At 60.6% G+C, this 21,873-nt stretch carries 18 protein-coding genes; 9 read left to right on the forward strand and 9 right to left on the reverse strand.

The features are described 5' to 3' along the window. Positions 1-60 precede the first annotated feature (60 nt). Both GLL_RS09910 and purC read left to right on the forward strand, forming a co-directional pair. Complete coding sequence (locus tag GLL_RS09910; protein WP_164928891.1) at positions 61-3,450, forward strand: patatin-like protein; 3,390 nt, start codon at positions 61-63, stop codon at positions 3,448-3,450. Positions 3,451-3,478: 28 nt separating this feature from the next. Further along, positions 3,479-4,222 carry a phosphoribosylaminoimidazolesuccinocarboxamide synthase gene (purC, locus tag GLL_RS09915; protein WP_011141914.1) on the forward strand — a complete coding sequence of 248 codons (744 nt, stop codon included), beginning with the start codon at positions 3,479-3,481 and terminating at the stop codon, positions 4,220-4,222. 60 nt (positions 4,223-4,282) lie between these two features. Here the strand turns inward: purC and ftsH are convergent, their stop codons facing one another. The 3 genes from ftsH to petB form a co-directional block, all read right to left on the reverse strand. Next, positions 4,283-6,118 (reverse strand): ATP-dependent zinc metalloprotease FtsH, encoded by a 1,836-nt coding sequence (ftsH, locus tag GLL_RS09920; protein WP_011141915.1) that lies wholly within the window; start codon positions 6,116-6,118, stop codon positions 4,283-4,285. Positions 6,119-6,307: 189 nt separating this feature from the next. Continuing rightward, entirely contained in the window at positions 6,308-6,787 is a 480-nt protein-coding gene (gene petD / locus GLL_RS09925; RefSeq protein WP_011141916.1) for a cytochrome b6-f complex subunit IV, read from the reverse strand. Positions 6,788-6,825: 38 nt separating this feature from the next. Continuing rightward, a complete protein-coding gene (gene petB, locus GLL_RS09930) occupies positions 6,826-7,473 on the reverse strand; it encodes a cytochrome b6 (RefSeq protein WP_011141917.1) in 648 nt (215 codons plus the stop codon). 96 nt (positions 7,474-7,569) lie between these two features. On the opposite strand from petB, the gene GLL_RS09935 reads away from it, so the two are divergent. Then, entirely contained in the window at positions 7,570-8,013 is a 444-nt protein-coding gene (locus GLL_RS09935; protein WP_164929656.1) for an Rrf2 family transcriptional regulator, read from the forward strand. On the opposite strand, the gene GLL_RS09940 is transcribed toward GLL_RS09935, so the two are convergent. The 4 genes from GLL_RS09940 to GLL_RS09955 form a co-directional block, all read right to left on the reverse strand. Beyond that, positions 8,010-8,792, reverse strand: a complete 783-nt coding sequence (locus tag GLL_RS09940) for an SAM hydrolase/SAM-dependent halogenase family protein (RefSeq protein WP_011141919.1) — start codon at positions 8,790-8,792, stop codon at positions 8,010-8,012. The two genes, GLL_RS09935 and GLL_RS09940, sit on opposite strands and share 4 nt — an antisense overlap. Positions 8,793-8,843: 51 nt before the next feature. Further along, positions 8,844-9,884, reverse strand: a complete 1,041-nt coding sequence (locus GLL_RS09945) for an aromatic ring-hydroxylating oxygenase subunit alpha (protein ID WP_011141920.1) — start codon at positions 9,882-9,884, stop codon at positions 8,844-8,846. Continuing rightward, positions 9,869-11,833, reverse strand: a complete 1,965-nt coding sequence (locus GLL_RS09950; RefSeq protein ID WP_011141921.1) for an FAD-dependent oxidoreductase — start codon at positions 11,831-11,833, stop codon at positions 9,869-9,871. Before GLL_RS09950 ends, GLL_RS09945 begins: the two co-directional genes overlap by 16 nt. Positions 11,834-11,921: 88 nt before the next feature. Further along, entirely contained in the window at positions 11,922-12,524 is a 603-nt protein-coding gene (locus GLL_RS09955) for a M15 family metallopeptidase (protein WP_197530159.1), read from the reverse strand. A gap of 123 nt (positions 12,525-12,647) precedes the next feature. Between GLL_RS09955 and GLL_RS09960 the strand changes: the two genes are divergently transcribed. The 4 genes from GLL_RS09960 (at position 12,648) to GLL_RS09975 (ending at position 17,128) form a co-directional block, all read left to right on the forward strand. After that, complete coding sequence (locus GLL_RS09960) at positions 12,648-13,595, forward strand: aldo/keto reductase (RefSeq protein ID WP_011141923.1); 948 nt, start codon at positions 12,648-12,650, stop codon at positions 13,593-13,595. Positions 13,596-13,840: 245 nt separating this feature from the next. Continuing rightward, positions 13,841-15,193 (forward strand): magnesium transporter, encoded by a 1,353-nt coding sequence (gene mgtE / locus GLL_RS09965; RefSeq protein ID WP_011141924.1) that lies wholly within the window; start codon positions 13,841-13,843, stop codon positions 15,191-15,193. Between the two features lie 181 nt (positions 15,194-15,374). Next, a complete protein-coding gene (locus GLL_RS09970) occupies positions 15,375-16,520 on the forward strand; it encodes an AAA family ATPase (RefSeq protein ID WP_011141925.1) in 1,146 nt (381 codons plus the stop codon). 17 nt (positions 16,521-16,537) lie between these two features. Continuing rightward, complete coding sequence (locus GLL_RS09975) at positions 16,538-17,128, forward strand: hypothetical protein (protein WP_197530161.1); 591 nt, start codon at positions 16,538-16,540, stop codon at positions 17,126-17,128. Between the two features lie 9 nt (positions 17,129-17,137). On the opposite strand, the gene aspS is transcribed toward GLL_RS09975, so the two are convergent. Further along, the gene (gene aspS, locus GLL_RS09980) at positions 17,138-18,925 is read right to left on the reverse strand and encodes an aspartate--tRNA ligase (protein ID WP_011141926.1); all 1,788 of its coding nucleotides are present in this window, start codon (positions 18,923-18,925) and stop codon (positions 17,138-17,140) included. A gap of 117 nt (positions 18,926-19,042) precedes the next feature. On the opposite strand from aspS, the gene GLL_RS09985 reads away from it, so the two are divergent. Beyond that, the gene (locus GLL_RS09985; RefSeq protein ID WP_164928893.1) at positions 19,043-19,543 is read left to right on the forward strand and encodes a DUF192 domain-containing protein; all 501 of its coding nucleotides are present in this window, start codon (positions 19,043-19,045) and stop codon (positions 19,541-19,543) included. Positions 19,544-19,588: 45 nt separating this feature from the next. Further along, positions 19,589-20,074, forward strand: a complete 486-nt coding sequence (locus tag GLL_RS09990) for a phycobilisome core component (protein WP_011141928.1) — start codon at positions 19,589-19,591, stop codon at positions 20,072-20,074. Positions 20,075-20,116: 42 nt separating this feature from the next. On the opposite strand, the gene GLL_RS09995 is transcribed toward GLL_RS09990, so the two are convergent. Beyond that, positions 20,117-21,778, reverse strand: a complete 1,662-nt coding sequence (locus GLL_RS09995; protein WP_011141929.1) for a hypothetical protein — start codon at positions 21,776-21,778, stop codon at positions 20,117-20,119. Positions 21,779-21,873 lie beyond the last annotated feature (95 nt).

Genomic DNA, 21,873 nt, shown 5'->3' on the forward strand with positions numbered 1-21,873 from the left:
AAGGCAGCCGGGGCGTTACCCCACCGCCCCATCCATCACCGAATGCATTCGATACCGTCTATGCCTTCTTTTCGCCGCGAGTTCCGGTTGGGTCTGGTTGTCTACGGTGGTGTCGCCCTGGCCATCTACATGAACGGGGTGTGCCAGGAGTTCTACAAGGCCGTGCGCGGCCGGGGGCTCTACAAACTCATCAAGGCCCTGAGCGACTCGGATATCGCGGTCGACGTCGTCTCGGGCACCTCCGCCGGAGGAATCAACGGCGTTCTGCTCAGTTATGCCCTGGCCAACAGCGACGAGCAGCGGGTCGTCGACTTCGAGGGATTTGCCCGGCTGTGGCGCGAGAACGGTGCCATCGACAAGTTGCTGCGCAAAGCCGAGGTACGGCGAGCCAGCGACCGGGTCGAATCGGTGCTCAACGGCGAGGGTTACTACCAAGAAAAGCTCTTCGAGGCGCTCCAGAGCGCCGGCCGACCGCGCCCTGTCCCAAACGGCACCGATGAGTGGCCCACCGCGACGGCGGAACTCGACTTGTTCGTTACCGGCACCGACCTCTTGGGCCGGGTGACCCAGGCGCTCGACAATACGGGAAGCTGCATCGAAGTCAAAAACCACCGCTCGGTATTCCTGCTCAAGCACCGCCGCGGACGGCGCGAGGAGTTCAATCCCGCCGAGCCCGACCGCTTGCAGGCTCTGGCAAAACTCTGCCGGATCACCTCGTGCTTTCCGGTCGCTTTTCCGGTGGTGACTGTCAAACTGCCCACCGCCGATCCGACCGGCAGGCTCGCACCGCTCGTCGATCCGGTCGACCGGTTTCTGGTGCAGTGGGGGCAACTCGATAAACGCGAACTGCCGGATGTACCCCCCGACGACGGCAACAACGAGCGGTGCTACCGGCTGCACTTTGTCGACGGTGGGGTTCTCGATAACCGGCCTTTTTCCCACGCCCTGGGCCAGATCCACAGCCGCACCGCCTACCGCCCAGTCTGCCGCAAGATGTTCTACATCGACCCCAGCCCGGATCTGTTCACCGAAACGGATCACTTCAAGAACATGCCCCGGCCGAACCTGCTGCGGGTGATCGGCGATGCGCTGATCGGCATGCCCACCTACGAGAGCATCGGCGAGGACCTGGAGGCCATCAACCGCTACAACGAAAAAGTCCGCCGCTACCGCTATTTGCTCGAAGCAAAGCTGACCCGGCCCGAAACCTACCGACAGCCGCCCGCGACCGGGCAAGTCAACTATCTGTACTGGCGCATCCGGTTGGTGACACTGCGCGACCGGGTTTTGCCGGTGATTTTAAGGTTGGAGGAACAAAAAACGGCCGGGCAGGCCAAGGCCCAGGAGCAGACCCTCAACAAAGCCGCCGACTTGCTCACCAGTTTCATCGACGAGCGCGAATCCTTGCCCCGACGCGAGGAGCACTTTCGCCTGGCAAGCGTGCAGGTGCGCGACCTTGATGTCGAATACGCTCTGCGCAAACACCGGTTCATCCTGCAAGTCGTCTGCTGGGATCTCGATCAAGGCGAAGATTTACCTGCTGCCCACTACAACCGCCTCGGCCGTCTTGCCCAGATACTGAGTCGCCAGATCGAACTGCTCGAAATTATCAAAGCGTCACTGATAGCTGCTTTGAGCCGCGCGGAAATAGCTTCAGAGTTTCTCAAGCTCGTCGAGCAGGATGTGCCCATCTCCCAAGAGCGCGAGCGCGTCCGCCTGCAGCTCTATGCGTACCTGCTCGCCGTCCACCGCGCCTTCTTCCTCAACCAGCCGGGTGCACAGCCCGATCCGGCGGCGGGGTACTTCGAGCGGCTCATCGACGCTGCGACAGAGGCGGCACGCGCCTATATCGATGGCGGCGATGAGCAGATCGTCTGGCCCTCGCCACGCACCCTCGCGGGCATCTACGACGCCCTCAAGGCCAAAAGTAACGGGATCGATCCGTTCGGCCTCGCCTTTGGGGTACTCTCGCAGGTGCCCGACCCCGATTGGGCCGACCTGCGGCCGGTAGATCTCAAAGACAGCATTTTGCACATTGTCGAAGTGGCAAGTGCACGGCTTATCGGCTTGAGCGGCCTTGAAGAAAGCCCCAGATACCTGCAGCTATTTCACGAGTACCGACACTTGGATGAGGAACTGCTGCCCTACGAATACCTGGCCGACTTTCAAGAAAAAGAGCCTATCGAACTGGTACGCATCAGCCCCCACGACGCGAAGATGGGCTACAGCGAAAGACGCGACTGGAAAGACAAGCTTGCCGGTGACGCGCTGTACGCCTTCGGTGGCTTCTTCAAGCGCTCCTGGCGCTCCAACGATATTCTCTGGGGGCGGCTGGACGGCCTGAACCGTATCGTGCAGGCGCTCGTGACCCGCGAATCGCTGAGCCACTTTCGCCAATTTCTCAAGCGACAGACAGACCCGCGTCTGCAGCGTTGGGCCGCATCGCCCGAGCACCACAAGGGGGATCTGCGCCACTACCTGGCCCAGGAGTTGGTCGATGGCGCCTTTGCCCAATCGCCCGAGGCCGAGCGCAAGCAATTGCTAGATAGCCTCGTAGCCCTGGCGGAGTCCCAGAACGGTTTGGCGGATTTTGATCTAGAGGACTTTCAAAAGCGGCTGGTCTTGATGGGTCACCGCGAGATTTTGGGGACCGATTTTCGCAGGGTGCTCGACGACGCCATCGCCGAACAACTCGATTGGAACGCCCAAAAGCTTAAGCCTACCCGACCACAGACGCCGCCGACCTTTGAGCCCGCCACCGGCTACTTCGATCGCACCGTGAGCGCCCTGGCGGCGGCAGCCCTCGCCGAGCAGTCCCTACAAAAGTACGATTCTTTTGCCAAGCTCGAACAATTTTTCTTAGCCGAGTACCGCGTCGGTGCGGAGGAATTGGGCACCGACGTGCCCCGGCCGGTGTTGTTCGCGCTTGCCTCCCGGGCCGCCCTGGTGATCCGCGACATGGTCTATTCCCTCGACAGCCGGCTGGGCCGCAGCTGGGTGTACCGGACAGCGGATCTCGCCACCCAAGCGGGCCACCTGCTGGCCCGTCTTCTGGCGTTGCCGGTGCTGGGGGGAGCGGGTCTGGGGCAGGCATTGCTGCGCCTGCTGATGCGCGCGATCCCGCTCGGTGTTGGGTGCTGCTTGCTGTTGCGTTACTTCCACCCATCTATGCAAGTGTCCGATCCGATCGGGCTGCTGGGTGCCCTGGGAGCTTTTGCGGTCTACTGGTTATTGGGCGAATACTGGCGGCTACCGGCCCGCCGTGCGCCCAATTCGGCGCCAGTGGGCACACCAAAGAAGGTCGTAGCGGGCGACGAGGTGCTCATCGACGGGCGGTGGTACACGGTCTACGCAGTCGAAGACAAGACCGTCAAGATTCGGCATTTTGTCAACAAGCAGGTGCCCTACCAGAAATTGCAGGCTGTGCGTTCCGCCGCCCAGGGACGCTAAAAGCTCCCGGCGCCCGGCATCTGCTAACGTGATCTTGCAACCTGGAGCGTGGGCCGTGGCAGACATCCTCTACGAAGGCAAGGCAAAAATCATCTACCCCACCCCCGACCCGGCGATTGTGCTCGCGGTCTTCAAAGACGACGCCACCGCCTTCAACGCCCAAAAACGCGGCACGATCTCGGGCAAGGGTGCCGTCAACGCCACGGTCTCAGCAAAATTGTTCTTGCTGTTGGAGCGCTCGGGTGTGCCCACCCACTACATCGACCAGCCGGCGGCCAACCAGTTGCTGTTTCGCCGTCTGAAGATGATCCCGCTCGAAGTGGTGGTGCGCAATATCGTGGCGGGCAGTCTCGCCAAGCGCACGGGACTGGCGAGCGGCACGGTGCTGGGCGAAGCGATCGTCGAGTTTTACTACAAAAACGACGCCCTGGGCGACCCGCTGCTCAACGACGAACATATTCTCAAAGTGCTCACCACCGTCGACGCGCTGCAACTGGCCGAATTGCGCCGCTCGGCTTTGCAGGTCAACGCCATTTTGAGCGCTTTCTACCGCGAGTGCGGCATCCGACTGGTGGACTTCAAACTGGAGTACGGCTACGACGGGGCGGGGCAGTTGCAACTTGGAGACGAATTGAGCCCGGACAATTGCCGACTTTGGACCCTGGAGGAAGACCGCATCCTCGACAAAGACCGCTTCCGCTTCGATATGGGCGAGGTCGAGGGCGCTTATCAGGAAGTCCTGGCCAGGGTGATCGCCAAAGCCGGCCCCTAAAGCGCAAAGCCCGCGGCTGGGATACAACCGCGGGCTTTGTTTAGAGGAGCAAGAGCGAACCTAGGCGGCAGCCTTGTTCAGCGAGGTTTCGATGAGCTGTTCCAGCTCTTCGGCATCGACCGTTTCTTTCTGGACAAGCACTTCGGTGACTCTGTCCATCAAGTTGCGGTGGCTGAGCAGGACGCTCTTGGAGAGCGCGTAGGCTTTCTCGATGAGTTCGCGGATCTCTTCGTCGATCACCGAGGCGGTGTGCTCGGAGAAGTCGCGCTCGGTCATGATGTCGCGGCCCAGGAACATGCTGCCGCCCTGGCGGCCGAGGGCCACCGGGCCGAGCTTCTCGCTCATGCCGTAGCGGGTCACCATGTTGCGGGCAATCTGCGCCACCTGCTGCAGGTCGTTGGTGGCACCGGTGGTCACTTCGGCTTCGCCGTAGACAATCTCCTCGGCGATGCGGCCGCCCAGGGCGACGGCCATCATGTTGGTCATGTAGACGCGGCTGTAGAGGCCTGAATCGGCGCGCTCCTCGTCGGGCACAAACCAGGTGAGACCACCGGCCATACCGCGCGGGATGATCGAGATCTTCTGGACCGGGTCGTACTCAGGCAACAAAGCACCCACCAGGGCGTGGCCGACTTCGTGGTAAGCCACCAGCCACTTGCGCTTCTCGGTCATCAGGCGGTTTTTCTTCTCGGGACCGGCCAGGACGCGGTCGACCGCATCGTTGACCTCGTCCATCGAGATCTCGGTGAGGCTGCGGCGGGCGGCGAGGATCGCCGCTTCGTTGAGCAAGTTGGCCAGATCCGCGCCGGTGAAACCGGGTGTGCGGCGGGCAATTTTCTCAAGATCGATGTCTTTGCCCAGGGTCTTGCCGCGGGCGTGGACTTTGAGGATCTCCAGACGTCCCTTGAAGTCGGGGCGATCGACCACCACCTGCCGGTCGAAGCGGCCCGGGCGCAGCAGGGCCGCGTCCAGCACATCGGGGCGGTTGGTGGCCGCGATGATGATCACGCCGGTGTTGCCCTCGAAGCCGTCCATCTCGACGAGCAACTGGTTGAGGGTCTGCTCGCGCTCGTCGTTGCCGCCGCCCAGGCCGGCACCGCGCTGGCGGCCGACCGCGTCGATTTCGTCGATGAACACGATGCAGGGGGCGTTCTTCTTGGCCTGCTCAAAGAGGTCGCGCACGCGGGAAGCCCCCACGCCCACGAACATCTCGACGAACTCCGAACCCGAGATCGAAAAGAAGGGCACACCCGCCTCACCGGCCACGGCCTTGGCAAGCAAGGTCTTGCCGGTGCCCGGAGGGCCGACGAGCAGCACGCCCTTGGGGATCTTGGCGCCCACCGCGGTGAAGCGCTCGGAATTTTTCAGAAAATCGACGACTTCCTGCAGTTCGAGCTTCGCCTCCTCGACCCCCGCCACGTCGGTAAAGGTGGTCTTGGTCTGCGGCTCCATCTGCACGCGGGCCTTGGATTTGCCGAAGTTCATCGCCTGGTTGCCGGGGCCGCCTTGGGCGCGACGCAGCAGGAAGAAGAGCCCACCCAACAGCAGCAGCGGGAAGAAGAAGGAACTGAGAGCGGAGAACCAGAAGTTGTTGCTACTGGGCTGGTTCACCGACGCCTCGACGCCGCTCTTCTCCAGAATCGTGTAGAGCTGCCGGTCGCCGGGCGGAATATTCACCCGCACCTTGGAGTCGTCCTTGAGGGTAACCGTGGCGTTGGAGCCTTCTTGATTGACGATCACCGACTTGACCTGACCCTGCTGGACCTGCTGGATGAATTCGCTGTAGCGCAGCTCCGGCTGGGCCTGGGGCTGACCGCTGAAAAATGCGCTCGCCAGCGAAATCACGACAATCGCCAGCAGCACGTACAAACCTGCGTTGCGCCAGTTCTTATTCACCGAACGGCTTCCTCCCGGACGCGAGTGTTAAGTTTGTTAACTTCTTTTAACCTAAGCGAGCGGACGGTGTCCGTCAACAGTCGGCTTTCCTTCCATTATGGCCCCGATGCGCCCGGGGCGCACTTTTGGGACCACGCAAAAGGGGCGCAGGAAATTCCTGCGCCCCTCGTTTGAAAGTCGGTTGGTGATCTAGAACAGGCCCAGGGTCAGGGACTTGGGAATGTCGGGAATCATTGCACCGATGCCCAGGTACATGGTGACCACAGTGCCGATCAAGAAGACGGCGGTGGCAAGCGGGCGACGGAAAGGGTTCTGGAACTTGTTGACGTTCTCGATGAACGGCACCAGTGCCAGACCGATCGGAATCGCCGCCATCAGCACGACGCCCAGCAACTTGTTGGGCACGACGCGCAAAATTTGGAAGACCGGGTAGAAGTACCACTCCGGCAGGATGTGCAGGGGCGTGTTGAACGGGTCGGCGGGTTCGCCCATCTTGGCCGGGTCGAGCACGGCCAGGGCGATGACGCCGAAGATGGTTCCCAGGATAACGACGCCGAAAATCAGAATGTCGTTGGGCCAGAAGGGCTCACCGTAAGTGTTGTGGCCCATGCCTTGCTCAAGAAGCTCACGGATTTCCGGATCGTCCAGTTCGGGGCGCTTTAGCGGCATGTCTTTCTCTCCTTAATCGAGAATCTACGGTGGCGCACTTACAGGGGACCGGAGATGCCCTGCTTGCGGATCATCAAGAAGTGCATCAGCATGAAAACGACTGTCAGCCAGGGTAGCACAAAGGTGTGGGCGCTGTAGAAACGGGTGAGTGTCTCCTGGCCAACCCCGGCGCCGCCGCGCAGAAATTCGACAATCAAGTCGCCCACCACCGGGATGGCCGAGGGCACCTGGGTGACGATCTTGACCGCCCAGTAGCCGACTTGGTCCCAGGGGAGCGAGTAGCCGGTCACCCCGAAGCTGACCGTCAGGCACGCCAAAAGCACGCCGGTGACCCAGGTCAACTCGCGCGGACGCTTGAAGCCGCCGGTCAGATAGACCCGAAAGGTGTGCAGGATCATCGCCAGCACCATCATCGAGGCCGACCAGCGGTGGATCGAGCGGATAAGCCAGCCGAAGCTCACCTCGTCCATGATGTAGTTGACCGAACTGAAGGCTTCGGCGACCGTCGGCTTGTAGTAGTAGGTCATCGCAAAGCCGGTGGCAAATTGGACCAAAAAGCAAATCAGCGTCACCCCGCCCAGACAATAGAAAATGTTCACGTGGGGAGGAACGTACTTGCTGGTGATGTCGTCCGCGAGCGCCTGGACCTCCAGGCGCTCCTGGAACCAGTCGTAAACCTTGCTCATAAGACCGCAGTCCTTGCAATAAATTGCGCTTTCCGTATGAATGTAACACCGGTCTGAGAAGACAACCCGACGCCATTTACAATACTTAACCAAGTGCTGAAACTATCGACCCGTGGGCATTACAGCGTCAAAGCCATGCTGGATCTGACCATTCACCGCCACGATCCCCCCCAGCCGATCCGCCAAATTGCCCGTCGGCAGAACATTTCTAAACATTTTCTGGAGCAACTTCTCATCCTTCTGAGACAAAGCGGCTTCGTGCGCTCGGTGCGGGGGGTGCAGGGAGGATACGTCCTGGCGCGGCTCCCGGCGCAGATTACGCTTGGGGAGATTTTGCGGGCGGTGGGCGACGGGATGGCACCGCTCGGCAGGATCGAGCGCGACGGCACCCAGGCGGAAGATTGGGTGACGATGGCGCTGTGGAGCCGGGTGCACCGCTCGGTGGAAGCGGCCCTCGACCGGATCACCCTCGAAGATCTTTACCACGACGCCAGAAGCCGCCAGGCTGCCCTCAGCGAAGAGGGCGAATTTGTGATCTAGCGGGGGGCACGCACCTGCGGCTGCATGACCACCAGTTGGCCCACCCCTACCCCCAGACGGCGGGCGCAATCGCCCCCTTCGAACATCAGCTGCACGAAGCCGTGGCTCGCGATTTGCGCCTGGAGCTTGCCGGCGGCGATTTCGCAGCTGTCGATTGAGAAATTGAAGCGGTGGCCGCCGATGCGAATCTCCCAGGGCTGCTCCACCACCCACTCGCCTGGGATGTTGGTGATCAAGTTGCCGAAGTGATCGACTTTTTGGATCTGGCCGTGGATGCTGTCGGCGCGGCGGTTGGCGAGGTCGACCTCGAAGCGCGCAAGGGACTGTGGATCGATCGCCCGGCCCAGGTGCGAGAGAGTTTTATCCAGGGCAAGGGCCGCCGCCGCCGGGGCGAACACATCGCGCCCGCGAAAGAGTCGCCCGCTGCTGGAAGTCGGCAGGCTCAGTTCTACCGCCTCAAGGGCCGGTTCGATATCGAGCACGCCGTCAAACAAGCCGTTGTCGGGACCGACGAAGCTGTACGCGGCGGTGCGAAAGGCGACGGCGCGCTGGCCCATCGCCGCACCCGGATCGACAATGGCCAAATGTACAGTGTTTTCGGGGAAGCTTCGATAGGCGGTCATCAGCTCAAAACGCCCAGACAGTAGATCCTGCGGCCGGATCTGATGGGTGAGGTCGATGAGCGTGACCGGTGGGCACAGCTTGAGAAGCATCCCCTTGATCGTGCCCACGGCGCTGTTTTCCAAACCGTAGTCGCTCAGGAGGGTAATCACTGGCATTTTCTGTCCGTTCTCCAGGATGACTGTCTATTCTCAGCTTAGAATCGACCTTTACGAAACGTCCGCTTTTTTCTGTTGCCGCCACAGCCGCTGCACCGCCGCGATGGACCGGTTGACTTCCCAGTTGCGCCTTTGAGGGTCGCGGTCATAGGCGCGCTGCTCTTCTTCGATCATCTGGACATCCTGGCGGATCAGGCCCGCGAGCATCCCCTGCGCCGAGCCGAAGCAGCGGTCTTTGACAAAGCGACGAAACGGCACCGGCAGTTTGTGCAGATCCGGAAACGCTTCGAGTGAGGTGAAGTGCACCAGATAGGCGCGGGTGGAGCGCTCCCCTTCGGGGCACAGCAGGCAGTAAAGGCGAAAGTCTTCCCCGAGCCGGGCGCGCCAGTGGGGATAGACATAGCTCACCGCCAGCGCTTCGGGGTGCGCCCGGCGCAGGGCGGGCACGAACAGTTGCGCCACCGACCAGATCCGGTCGATGCGGTAATAGCTCTGGGCCTCGTAGAGCGCATCGATGCGCCCTGGGTGCTCTTCGAGTTTCTCGAGGTGGGCGGCCCCCCAGGCCTGGAAGCGTTCGTGCAGGTGGCCATGGTGCATGTCCATCAAGTTTTCGATGAGGTACGAGTAGTGGGCCGCACAGGCTATGGGGGCGACCGAAGCGATGTAGTTGAGGTGGTCCCACTCCGGCAGGCGCAGGGGCTCCACGGCGTGGGCGCGCCCAGGGTCGCCTGCGAACAGCCACACAAAGCCGTCGTGCTCGCGCACGGGGTAGGTGCGCAACCGGCAACCCGGTAAGGATCCTTCGCGGTAGGGCACATGGGTACAGCGGCCGTCGCCGTCGAAGCGCCAGCCGTGGTAGGCGCACTCCAGACTCCCCTCCACCACGCGGCCGTGGCTGAGCTTGACCTGGCGATGGGGGCAGCGATCCTCCACGGCGTGGGCCACCCCGTCCGCGCCGCGAAAGAGGGCAATTGCTTCGCCCCAGAGGGTGATAGACCGTGGCTCCGTCTTCAGTTCGGCGCTTTGGGCCACGGCGTACCAGCAATTGGGGTCGATGGTGAGCGAACGAATGTCGATCAAGGTTCTAACCATTGGGTGAAAGGCCGCAGGGCGCCCTCCGGGCTGACGGTAAGCAGAACCCGGCGCTGGAGTCCTTCGCGCTGCAAGACGGCGTTGGCGGCCAGAAAGCCGGAACTGACGGCCCGTTCCATCAGGCCGCAGGGAAAGGGCATCTTCACCCAGTCGCCTGCGAATATCAGGTTCGGCACCGCCGTCGTCGTCTCGGGCCGCCCGGCGTAGCTGCCCGGCGGGTAGCCGGAGAAGTTTTTTTGATTGAGCAGTTCGCGGTGGAGCACTTGGGCTTCGCGCAGCGCAGGCACGATCTCGAACAGCTCCGATTCGAAGGTGGCCAGCAGCGCCTCGCGGGTCGGAAATTCCTTTTCTTTGTAGCAGTAGGCGTGCAGTTCGACGACGCTGCCGCCGGTGCGCTTCGCCCAATCGATATATTGCTCCTGAATGTGGTGGTAGAGGGTGATGCTGTCGGTGAGCCTGTAACCCGACAGCGAAGCAAAGTCGCTGTAATTCCACTCGAAATCGCGGTCGAACCAGAAGCGGGCCACGGCGAACGGATCGGCAATCGCCAGGTCCGCGATTTGCCGGCGCACGCCTTCGTGCACTTCGCCCTCGGAGCGCTCGAACAGTTGGCGCATGCCGGGCACGTCGGCGGCGAGCACGAAGTAGTCGGCCTCCAGTTCGCCTGTTTGGGTTGGGGTATCTTTACCTGCAAGTCGCAACCGTTCGCCCTCCTGCTCGACAATGCGCGCCCGGGGCAGATCGGCGCGGGCCGGACCCTGCACTACCCGCCCTTCACTGTCGAAAGTCGCCCCGTGACAGGGACACTGGAATCCGCCGTCTGCGAGCCTGTCCACCGTGCAGCCCTGGTGGGTGCAGTTGAGCGCGACGGCCTCCCGGGCGGCTCCGCGCACGGCGAATACCCGTTCGCCCTGGCGGTAATAGCGATCGGGACCGGCGAGCGAGCGGTCGCGATCGACCCAGAGGGGAGCATCGAGGCTGTCCTGACCCTGCCGGTAAGTCATCGAAACCACCCGACCGCTCTGCCAGCGCACCCGCTCGACCTGGGCGCCGGTAATCAGGGTGCCGCCGTTGTGCACGAAGGCGGCGGCAATCGGGTCGATAAGACTGGTGCCCATGTCCTGGCGCGTACCCCGAAAGGCCAGACCTTCAGGATTGCCGAAAAAATAAAAGTGAAAAAACTGGAGCATCTCCCCGACGCTGAGCAGATCGGGAGCGTTGAGGGTGGATTTGGCAAAGGGCAGAAAGTACAGGTCGTAGAGACCCTGCGGAAAGTTCTTGGCTACCCACTCGCTCACCGAAAGCTCCTCGAGCGGCCGGCGGGTGACCTGGGTATGAAAGCTGGTAATCGCCTGAAAGACCCGCCAGTGGTCGAAACTGGCCAGGTTGAGACCCCAGGCGCCCCGGTTGGCGGAACTGACGGCCAGATCGACGATATTCCACGGAAACGCCGCACTGCTGGGCCTGAAGATCTCGGGGGCGTACTTGTGGCGGTACAGCACCGCGTAGGTCTTGAGATCCACGAAATTCTGGGCCAGCTGCAACTCCGCCACCAGGCCGTTGAGATTGTAGTACTGCGGGAAGAAGCCGTGGAAGCCGTGTTCCATGGTGAACTTCTCGCCCAGGACCTCGATGGGCCAGCTCACCAGCTTGCCCCCCAACTGCTCGGCGCGCTCGATGAGGGTGACGGCGAACCCCCGCGCCGAAAGCTCATAGGCGCAAGCGAGCCCCGCGAGCCCGGCCCCTACGACCACCACCCGGCGCGGGCGCTCTGTGCGGCGGGGCAGTTGCAGCGTGTCCTGTTCAAAGATCGTTGGTTGGGTTTTCGCGTGGCGCCAGTGCCACAAACCGCTCCCGGCCCCCGCCAGCGCTAATAGACCCAGCACCCGCCGCCGTGAAAGGGTGCGCACGAACCGACGGGAAGCTGGATAAGTACCCTGCTCACTCACACGTACCTGCTTAGAACTTTGGTCCGAAAATACTCAACCTGGGCGCTCGGATCGGGGAATATCCAACATTATTTAAGCAATGGCCCACCTAGCGCAGCGGGAGATCGACCACCGGGTACCGCTCCCATCCCGGTGCGTCGTAGTGCCACCACTCGGAGGGCAGCGGCAGAAAGTCCTCCGCTATCATCGCCTTATGCAAAACGGCATAGTTGCGTCTGGCTGTTACGCTCCACTGGGCCTGGGCGTCGCGGCCGGCTCCGGCAGAAAAGTCGTCGAAGGCCGTGGGCATCTCCTGCTCCTTGCCCCGGCTGTCGACAAGCGTCAAATCCACCGCCGCGCCGCGGTTGTGGCGGGAGCCCTTGGCGGGGTCGGCCACGTAGCGCTCGTCGGGCACCAGCGCCCACATCTGCTTTTGCACAGCAAGCGGCCGGTAGCAGTCCCAGACTTTGAGACCAAATCCCTCAGCGGCCAGCCGGTTTTGCACCCGGGCTAGACGCTCGGCCACCGGGGGGCGCAACAGACAGCGCGCCTCGGGGTAGACCGCCTTTTTGAGGAAATTGTCCACAGTGGCGTAGCGCATGTCACGGCGCACTCCGGGAGCGACGGCACCCAAATCCACCATCGCCTCGGCCGAGACCGGCTTCGAAACCAGGACGACGGCCAAAGCCAACAGCACAAAAAACCATTGCACTAAAATTCGCGGCTCCACAACCTTGGGGACATCATACCGAGCGCTTCTCGCTTCCAGGAATCCGGGCGCCGCCACCCCCTCTGAAATATCCTCGAGAAGGGGACTTTATCAGGGGGTAATTGCATGCAGACCGTCGCCTTGACACCTTCGGGGCCAGAGGTGCCCCAGATGGGAATCGGCACCTGGGCCTGGGGAGACCGGCTTTTTTGGAACTACGGCAGCGACTACGGTCCGGCGGAAGTGCGCAATGCCTTCGAAGCCGCGGTCTCGGGGGGTGTACCGTTTTTTGACACCGCCGAACTGTACGGCCTGGGGGAATCGGAGACGCTGCTGGGACGCTTCGAGCGCGAGAGCGGCCAGACGGTGCAGATTGCCACCAAATATCTGCCCTTGCCCTGGCGCTGGGGTGCCGAGGCGGTCGAAGAGGCGCTCAGCGCGAGCCTGACGCGGCTCGGGCGGGAGCAAGTCGAACTGTATCAAGTGCATTCGCCTTTTAACTTCTTTATGGGAGCCGACACGCTCATGGGCGCTCTTGCCCGCGAGGTAAAGCGCGGCCGGATCGCGGCGGTGGGCGTAAGCAACTACAGTGCCTCCCAGATGGAGGAGGCCCACGGACGGCTCGCCGCCCAGGGGGTACCTCTGGCGGTCAACCAGGTGCGCTATTCGCTCCTTACGCGCGAAATCGAGACCAACGGCGTGCTCGATACCGCCCGCAGACTCGGGGTGAAGATCCTGGCCTACAGCCCCCTGGCGCAGGGATTGCTCACCGGCAAGTACACCGCCGACTCGCCGCCCGAGGGAGCCCGCCGCCTCGACAACCGCTACAGCCCGAGCGGCCTTGCGGCCATCGCCCCGGTGCTGGAGGTGCTGCGCGACCTGGGCCGAAAGCATGATCGCACCCCGGCCCAGGTCGCCCTCAACTGGCTGGTGGCCCAGGAAGGTGTCATACCGATTCCGGGGGCCAAAACCGCCGCCCAGGCGGAGCAAAATCTTGGTGCCGTCGGTTGGAGCCTTGCTCCTGAGGAAGTCGAACGCCTCAGCGAGGTAAGCCGCCCCTGGCGAGCTGCGTGAGATAGCTCAAATCGTTCCTGAAGATAGATTGCTCACAGTGCACCGTTTGGTTATACTCAATCCAGTGGTGCAGGGGCGCTCCTTTGCATGAGCTGCAACCGCTCGCCTGAAAAGGCGTTTCGGCCTGTCATCCTTGTCGATTTAGGGTTTTTTCCTTGGGCAGTAGCTCTGACATTCCGATAACACTGCTCCTCTAGGAAGAAAGGGTCTCCTTTCGTTCCGATGGGGGGCGAAGGAGGCCTGCGATGTTGACGCAAGATCGGCGAGAGGCCCTGCTGGCAATCGAGGGTCTGGCCAGTCTGAAGACTGAGCTGAACAATATGAATCCGGCGGACGCGGGCGATTACATCGCTTCGCTGCCTCCCAAAGATCAAGCTATTGCTTTTCGCTTACTGGCCAAAAGCCGGGCGGCGTCAGTATTCGAATACTTACCGAGTGAAGTGCAGGAGATGCTCACCGAGAGCCTCCATGCCCGCGAGGTGCAGGCAATTGTCGAGCAGATGTCCCCGGACGACCGGGCGGAATTGTTTGATGAGTTGCCCGCCCGCGTGGTCAAGCGCCTGCTCACCCAACTGAGCCCCTCCGAGCGCGAAGCGACGGCCCTGATTCTGGGTTACCCCGAGGGCACCGCCGGCCGGGTGATGACCACCGAGTACGTGCGGCTGCGGCAGGATCTGACCGTGAGTCAGGCGATTCAAAAGATCCGCAAGCTGGACCAGGACAAAGAAACGATCTACTACGCCTATCTCACCGACGCCGAGCGGCAGCTTCTGGGGGTCGTTTCGCTGCGGCAGTTGCTCTTTGCCGAGCCGGACACGCCGGTGCGCACGCTTGCACGCGAGACGATCATCTCGGTGCCGACCACCGCCGATCAAGAAGAAGTTGCCCGCCTGATGAAGCGCTACGACCTGCTGGCCATGCCCGTGGTCGATCTCGAAGGGCGCTTAGTCGGCATCGTGACGGTGGACGATGTGGTGGATATTCTCGAAGAGGAAGCCACCGAGGACATCCAGAAATTGAGCGGGATCATCGGCGGCGACGAAGAAGCGCTTTCTTCTCCCATCGAGACGGTCAAAAAGCGCCTGCCCTGGTTGCTCGGCAACATCGCCCTCTACATGGGTGCGGCAAGCGCCATCGCTCCGTTTCAGTCCACTATCAGCCTGATTCCGGTGCTCGCCATCATCATGCCGATCCTCGCCAATACCAGCGGCAACGTCGGCAACCAGGCCATCTCGGTGACCGTGCGCGGCCTGGCCACCGGCGAGGTCAACCCGGTCGACGTCTTCAAGATCCTCCGCAAGGAGATTCTCGCCGGACTGGTCAATGCTGCGGCTCTGGGATTGGTATTGGGATTGCTCACGCTCATCTGGTCGCGGCCGGAGGAGCAGTGGGTGGGCATCGTGGCGGCGATGGTAATGGCGGTGAACGTCCTGGTGGCTGCCAGCCTCGGCACCTTCTTGCCCATCATCCTCAAGCGCTTCAAGCAGGATCCGGCCCTGGTGAGCCCGCCCTTGCTGACCACGACGCTCGACACCTTCGGCTTTTTTACCTTTCTGGGCCTAACGTCGCTGTTTTTGGTTTACTTCAAGGTAGGCTGAAATCTACTATGCCGATGAACTTCTCAAGTCAAAAGCAAACACTGCTTTTGAATGCTCCTGCCAGTATGTAGCCCATTTGGCGTAACTACAAGCATTTATGGCGGCTTGAGATGTCTTTGCCGTCTGGGGGGTGCTAGCATTGTTCCCCAGATGAACAATTTTTCTTTTTTTGAAACAGCAAATGTTTGCCTCGCGTATCGTGCTAAAAAACTGGAGGAATTTCCGAGCGGCAGATGTACAACTGACCGACCGCGTTTTCGTTGTCGGGCCAAATGCTTCGGGGAAATCAAATTTTTTAGATGTGTTTCGATTTTTGCGTGATATCGCAAAACCGGGCGGAGGCTTGCAAAAAGCAGTTGTTGCGAGAGGCGGCGTATCGAAAATTCGTTGTTTATCTGCCCGCAGAGAACCCAACATCGAAATTGAAATTCATATTTCAGAATCTGTGAACCGCTCAGCTTTGTGGCGCTATGAGATTGGCGTTAAGCAAGAAACTCGTGGGAACAGGCAACCTAAGCTAGCCTATGAGAGAGTGTATAAAGAAGACAAGTTAATTCTGGACAGGCCTGACGAATTCGATAAAAATGATGATGTTCGATTAACCCAAACACATCTAGAGCAAATTGTAGCAAATTTGTCGTTTAGAGACATCGCAAAATTCTTTGAATCAGTACTTTACTTACACCTTGTTCCTCAGCTACTTCGTCATCCCGAGGCTTTTTCTGGGCCAGCAATTCCAGAAGATCCATTTGGGAGGAGTTTCTTAGAGCGGGTTGCAAAAACCCCTGAAAAAACTCGCAGGGCGCGTTTACTCAAAATTGAGGAAGCTTTAAAGTTTGCCGTTCCACAGCTTAAAAAACTTTCTGATGTCAGAGACGAACTCGGTGTGCCACATTTAGAAGCCGTTTATGAACATTGGCGCCCGAATGCTGGAAAACAGAGAGAAGACCAGTTTTCTGACGGAACTTTAAGATTAATTGGGTTGTTTTGGGCTTTGCTTGAAACTGATTCACTGCTTTTACTGGAAGAGCCTGAACTCTCCTTGAATTCAGGTATCGTCAGTAGGCTCCCAAGTATTATGTATCGCTTGCAAAGACAAAAAAGGAGGCAGGTGGTAATCAGTACCCATAGTTACGAGCTCCTTTCTGATCAAGGAATTAGTCCTGATGAAGTTTTAATTTTATCGCCTAGTAGCGAAGGCACAACTATTAGCGTTGCTTCGTCAATCAAAGAAGTCGAGTTGTTGCTTGACAAAGGCTTGACAATTGCTGATGCGGTGCTTCCCAGAACTGTGCCTCAAGGTGTTGAACAGCTTACATTTCTCTAATGTCCAGCGAAATACTCATGAACATTGCAGTCGAGGATCTGTTGAGCGAAGCAGTATTGCGTTCTTTGCTTTCTCAAATAGGTCGAGAGTTTATTATTCCAACGTGTTATGGCTTGAGAGGTGCAGATTATTTAAAGCAAAGATTGATTGGATTTAATAATGCTGCAAAGGCGATTCCTTATCTTGTTGTTGTAGATTTAGATGCTCACCTGTGCCCTTTAGCTTTATTGAGAAATTGGCAAAGATTTGAGAGACATCCTAACTTTCTATTTAGGATAGCTGTAAAAGAAATTGAAGCCTGGATTTTAGCTGATCGCGAAAGCTTTGCAAAGTGGTTAGGAGTCTTAGCACAAAGTATACCAGAAGAGGTAGATAGCATTCCCAAACCCAAGGAGTTTTTGGTAAGCCTAGCTAAGAAAAGTAATCGCCGTAATTTGCGCGAAGATCTTGTGCCTGCAAAAGGTAGTATTGCGAAGGTTGGCAAAGGGTATAACGCTGTCCTTAGTGAGTTTGTAAGTCAACACTGGAAGCTCACTAATGCTGTTAACTACTCCCCGAGTCTGATGAGAGCGAAGAATGCACTAGTGAACTTTCAGCCTTCGACTTGAATAAGCGCTTTAGCCCTGGGTTTTGGGCGGCAGGGTGGAGCGCACATTCAGTTCCTTGAGTTGGCGCTCAGCTACGGCCGACGGGGCGCCGAGCATCAGGTCCTGGGCGCGCTGGGTCTTCGGGAAGGCGATCACCTCGCGGATCGATTGCTCGCCGGCAATGAGCATCACGAAGCGGTCGAAGCCGTAGGCGATGCCGCCGTGGGGCGGGGTGCCGTACTCAAAAGCGTCGAGCAGGAAGCCGAATTTGGCGCGCGCCTCCTCCTCGGTCAGGCCAATGGTTTCAAAGACCCGTTCCTGCAGAGCGCGCCGGTAGATGCGCAGGCTGCCGCCGCCCACCTCGACGCCGTTCCAGATGATGTCGTAGGCGAGGGCGCGGGCGGTCTTAAGATCGTGCTCGTCCTCGGGCCGCGGCGCGGTAAAAGGGTGGTGGAGCGCTTCGAGGCGCTTCTCCTCGGCGTTCCATTCAAACATCGGAAAGTCGGTCACCCAGAGCAGGTTGTGACGGTTCGGGTCGATGAGGCCCAACTCTTCGCCCATCTTGAGGCGCAAGCGGCCCATGTAATCGAGAACGGTCGGGACCGCCGTCCTATCGCCCGCTCCAAACAGCAGCAGATGGCCCGGTTGGGCGCCGGTCTTCTCGATCATGCCCGCGGCGATTTCGGGGGTGAGGCTCTTGCTGAAGGCCCCGATCGTATCGACCTGGCCGCCCTCGCGCACGCGGGCAAACAGCAGCCCCCGCGCCCCGAACTGGGTGACGAACTCGAAAAGATCCCCCCCCGGTTTGACGCGGGTATTGGTGATCCCCTCGGCCCCCGGTACCGGCAGACAGACGACTTTGCCTCCGGCGGCCACCGCCCCCGAGAGCACCTGGAAACTCGATTCGCGAAATACCTCCGAGACCTCGACCAGTTCGAGGCCGAAGCGGGTGTCGGGCTTGTCGGAGCCGTAGCGGACCATCGCCTCGGCGTAGGTAAGGCGCGGCAGCGGCAAAGATAGCTCCAGACCCATCGTCTCCTGGAGAATGGCGGCCACCAACCCTTCGTTGAGGGCGATGATTTCTTCCATCGACAGGAAGCTCATTTCCATGTCGAGCTGGGTAAATTCCGGCTGGCGGTCGGCGCGCAGATCTTCGTCGCGGAAGCAGCGGGCGATCTGGTAGTAGCGGTCGAAGCCCGCGACCATCAACAGTTGCTTGAATAGCTGCGGCGACTGCGGCAGGGCGAACCAATCGCCGGGGTTGACCCGCGAGGGCACCAGGTAGTCGCGCGCCCCTTCGGGGGTGGATTTGACCAGGACAGGCGTCTCGATCTCGGTAAACCCGCGCTCATCGAGGTGGCGGCGCATAATCTGCATGACCCGATGGCGCAGGCGCAACAGTTTTTGCATCCGCCCGCGGCGCAAATCGAGATAGCGAAACTTGAGGCGCAATTTCTCGTCGACTTCCTCGTCCTTGGAGATCGCAAAGGGCGGGGTCTCGGCCCGGTTGAGCACTGCGAGGGTATCGGCGTAGACTTCGACTGTGCCGGTAGAAAGGCGCGGATTGAGGGAGTGCTCGGGGCGGGCGCTCACCCGGCCTTCGACGCGCACGACGTACTCGTTGCGCAGAGAACTGGCGAGGTGGTAGCTCTCGGGGGTGCGCTGCGGGTCGGCGACAATTTGAACGATACCTGTGTAATCGCGCAGGTCGAGAAAAATGACGCCGCCGTGATCGCGCCAGCCGTCGATCCAGCCGTAGAGGGAGACAGTTTTGCCGATGTGCTCGGAGCGCAAAGTGCCGCAGTAGTCGGAACGCATGGAAGAAGCGAGTGCAGTTTTTCCATGATAGACCCGGGCAGTCACAAACCTTTATCTTCGGCATCGGCTGCCCAGGAGCGGCCGGTTCGTTCGACAGAAAACGCTACGATAACCCTCATGAAGCCACTACAACGTCGCGCACTTTGGGCGGGATTGGCCCTGTCGCTGTGGACGATGCCCGCGCCGGCCCAGCAGGCGGGACAACCCCAACGCCTAACCGTCGAAGCGCAGGTCACCTTCGGCAAGCAGACCTTCAAACTGGAGGTGGCGCGCACGGTGCAGCAGCAGGCGATAGGCCTGATGTTCCGCGCCCAGATGCCCGCCGATCGGGGAATGCTCTTTATCTTCGAGCCGCCCCGACCGGCCGCCTTCTGGATGCGCAATACGTTGATTCCCCTCGACATGGTCTTTGCCTACCGGGGCACCATCGTCTATATCGCCGCCGACGTGCCGCCCTGCAAGGTGGAGCGCTGCCCGACCTACGGCCCGCAGAGCGGCACCGACGTCGATCAGGTGCTCGAATTCAACGCCGGAACGGCCTCCAGATTGCAACTGAAGACCGGCGACCGGGTGAAAATCGAATTTGTCGGTCCCGGCGCGTTCTTGAATCCGCAATAGGGGTTACACTCGTGCGCAGGAGAACCTGTTCAGCACCACTGACATATGAAAGACGCCATCAGCACGGTCATCGCCAAGTACGACTCCCAGGGCAAATACTTCGATAACGCCGCGGTCGATCAGCTCAAAGCCTACTTTGCGACCGGTGAACTGCGGGTGCGCTCGGCGGCGGCGATCAGCGCCAACGCCCAATCGATCATCAAAGAAGCGACCGCCAAGGCATTGCTCTACAGCAGCCTGACGCGCACCGGCGGCAACATGTACTACGCCCGCCGCTTCGCCGCCTGCATCCGCGACATGGAGTACTTCCTGCGCTACGCGACTTTTGCGATGGTGGCCGGCGACACCAGCCTGCTCGACGAGTACGTTCTCAATGGTCTCAAGGAGACCTACACCTCTTTGGGCGTGCCGATCGACGCTACCGTCAAGGGTATCAACGCCCTGCGCGAGGTGGTGGCTTCGGTAGTCGGGCCGGAGGCGGCGGGCGAAGCGAGCAAGTACTTCGACCACCTGGCGAAGGGCCTGCAGTAACTTCAGGGCTGTTTCACCGCCGCCTGCGGTGTGGGCGGCAAATTACCTTTGGAACTGATACAGCACGTTCGTCTTGTCGCCTGTCACGTAGACGGTGCCGCGCTTACCTAGGGCCACACCGTTGAAGACGTAGGTGGATGGAGTGCCGGGTATGCCTTCGAGGCCGATGGGCAGATTGTTGATGAGGGTCGTCGCTTCTCCAGTTTCGGGATGCACCCGCGACAGACGGCCTGCCCCGCTTTCAACGACCAGCAACTGACCGTCGGGTTCCACCGCCAGCCCCTCCGGTGCCGCCAATCCACTGGCGACGGTGAGCGGAGGGTTCAACAGCTGCCCATCCGCCACCACTTGCAAAAGCTTGCCCGAGGCGCGATCGCTCACCCAGAGATCATCGGCGGTTGCCGCCAGACCCGCCGGTTCGCCCAGACTGTCAGCCAGCGTCTCCCGCTGGTTCGGATCGGCGGCTTTGGCCCGGATCACGGTGCCGCTGCCCAGTTCGGCCACGATCAGATCGCCTTGAAAGCGAATCGCATTTAAGGGCGCAGCGAAGCTGTAGCTTCCGACAATCGCCCTGGCGGCCGGATCCCAGATTTGGACCGTGTTGCCGAACCAGGAGGAGAGCAGCAGATTGTTGCCGTCGGGAGCGACGGTAAACGGCGAGGAGAGCGCTGACACCCCAATGAGCGATCTTTCCACGCTCAACTGTCGGCCCTGCACGTTTCCAAATTCGCGCAAAGCGGTCCAGTCGGCCACGAACACCGATTCGCCACCGTCGGCGCGCGGCACCACAGCTACCCCACCGGGAGCAATCAGGCCACCCTCAATTACCGGGCGAACCCGGCCGTCGGCGAGAATTTCGACCACGAAGCCGTCCACAGCACTGGAGACGAACAGGCGATCCTGGGCGTCGAAGGCCAGGTTGTCCAGACCGGGGGGAAGTACAGCGATCACTTGCTTCTGAGCGCTACCGGGAGCGACGCGGACGATCTCGCCGGTGGCCAGGTCCACGACAAACAGGCGCCCTTTTGAATCGAATTTGGCGGCCACCGGAAAGCCGAACCCCTCGGCCACAGGGGTGATCGCCCCCGTCTCGACATCGATACGGGCCACCTGGCCTTTGAACATGATTGGGCTATACAAAAAGCCGTCCGGTCCAAAGTCAAACGCGTTGGGGCCGCCGAAATTCGAAGCAATTAGCCGTGGGGATTTTATCCCTTCGGGATCCAGTTCGTACAGGGCGTCGCCAAAGAAGGACAGACCGACAAACAGCCGCCCGTCCGGCGAGAACGTCACGGGATTGACGCCGCTGGGCAGCACCGCCACGGTGCGCTTGGTGCCGTCGGGTGCCAGGCGGCCGACTTCGCCAGTGAGAATCGACGTCCAGTACAGCGAGCCGTCCGGGCCGAAGGTGATGTCGTCCGGCCCTTCCACCCCCTGGGTCGGACCGAAGCGCTCAAGGATGGCGCCGGTGCGGGAGCCGGCCCGAACGACTTCCCGGCCGCGCAGGCTGGCAATGTGCAACTGGTCTTTGCTGTCGAAGGTCAGGCCGTTGGCGCCGTGAAGCGGCCCGCCGCGCACCAGCACCGAGGATGCGGTCTGCGCCTCGGTGGGTTTGGCGATTAGCCAGGCGGCTGCCAGCATTACAGCGCAGGCGGGAGCGAACCACTTTTTCAGCGTTCGCGCTTGGACATTTGCGTTGTGCATGTCTTACTCCTTTGAATAAACGTCAGTTACTTCGAGCCTAAGCAGCATTGCCGACTGAGAAATTTTCTGTTAATATGCTGACAATTCTTGCTTTG

The organism is Gloeobacter violaceus PCC 7421, assembly GCF_000011385.1.
In the GTDB taxonomy this organism is placed as follows: Bacteria; Cyanobacteriota; Cyanobacteriia; order Gloeobacterales; family Gloeobacteraceae; genus Gloeobacter; species Gloeobacter violaceus.

What these genes read in the sequence shown, in the direction of transcription:
- GLL_RS09910 (WP_164928891.1), top strand. Translation starts at nt 61, where the DNA reads ATGCCTTCTTTTCGCCGCGAGTTCCGGTTGGGTCTGGTTGTCTACGGT.
- petD (WP_011141916.1), bottom strand. Translation starts at nt 6,787, where the DNA reads ATGCCGCTAAAGCGCCCCGAACTGGACGATCCGGAAATCCGTGAGCTT.
- petB (WP_011141917.1), bottom strand. Translation starts at nt 7,473, where the DNA reads ATGAGCAAGGTTTACGACTGGTTCCAGGAGCGCCTGGAGGTCCAGGCG.
- GLL_RS09940 (WP_011141919.1), bottom strand. Translation starts at nt 8,792, where the DNA reads ATGCCAGTGATTACCCTCCTGAGCGACTACGGTTTGGAAAACAGCGCC.
- GLL_RS09945 (WP_011141920.1), bottom strand. Translation starts at nt 9,884, where the DNA reads ATGGTTAGAACCTTGATCGACATTCGTTCGCTCACCATCGACCCCAAT.
- GLL_RS09960 (WP_011141923.1), top strand. Translation starts at nt 12,648, where the DNA reads ATGCAGACCGTCGCCTTGACACCTTCGGGGCCAGAGGTGCCCCAGATG.
- mgtE (WP_011141924.1), top strand. Translation starts at nt 13,841, where the DNA reads ATGTTGACGCAAGATCGGCGAGAGGCCCTGCTGGCAATCGAGGGTCTG.
- GLL_RS09970 (WP_011141925.1), top strand. Translation starts at nt 15,375, where the DNA reads ATGTTTGCCTCGCGTATCGTGCTAAAAAACTGGAGGAATTTCCGAGCG.
- GLL_RS09975 (WP_197530161.1), top strand. Translation starts at nt 16,538, where the DNA reads ATGAACATTGCAGTCGAGGATCTGTTGAGCGAAGCAGTATTGCGTTCT.
- aspS (WP_011141926.1), bottom strand. Translation starts at nt 18,925, where the DNA reads ATGCGTTCCGACTACTGCGGCACTTTGCGCTCCGAGCACATCGGCAAA.
- GLL_RS09985 (WP_164928893.1), top strand. Translation starts at nt 19,043, where the DNA reads ATGAAGCCACTACAACGTCGCGCACTTTGGGCGGGATTGGCCCTGTCG.
- GLL_RS09990 (WP_011141928.1), top strand. Translation starts at nt 19,589, where the DNA reads ATGAAAGACGCCATCAGCACGGTCATCGCCAAGTACGACTCCCAGGGC.
- GLL_RS09995 (WP_011141929.1), bottom strand. Translation starts at nt 21,778, where the DNA reads ATGCACAACGCAAATGTCCAAGCGCGAACGCTGAAAAAGTGGTTCGCT.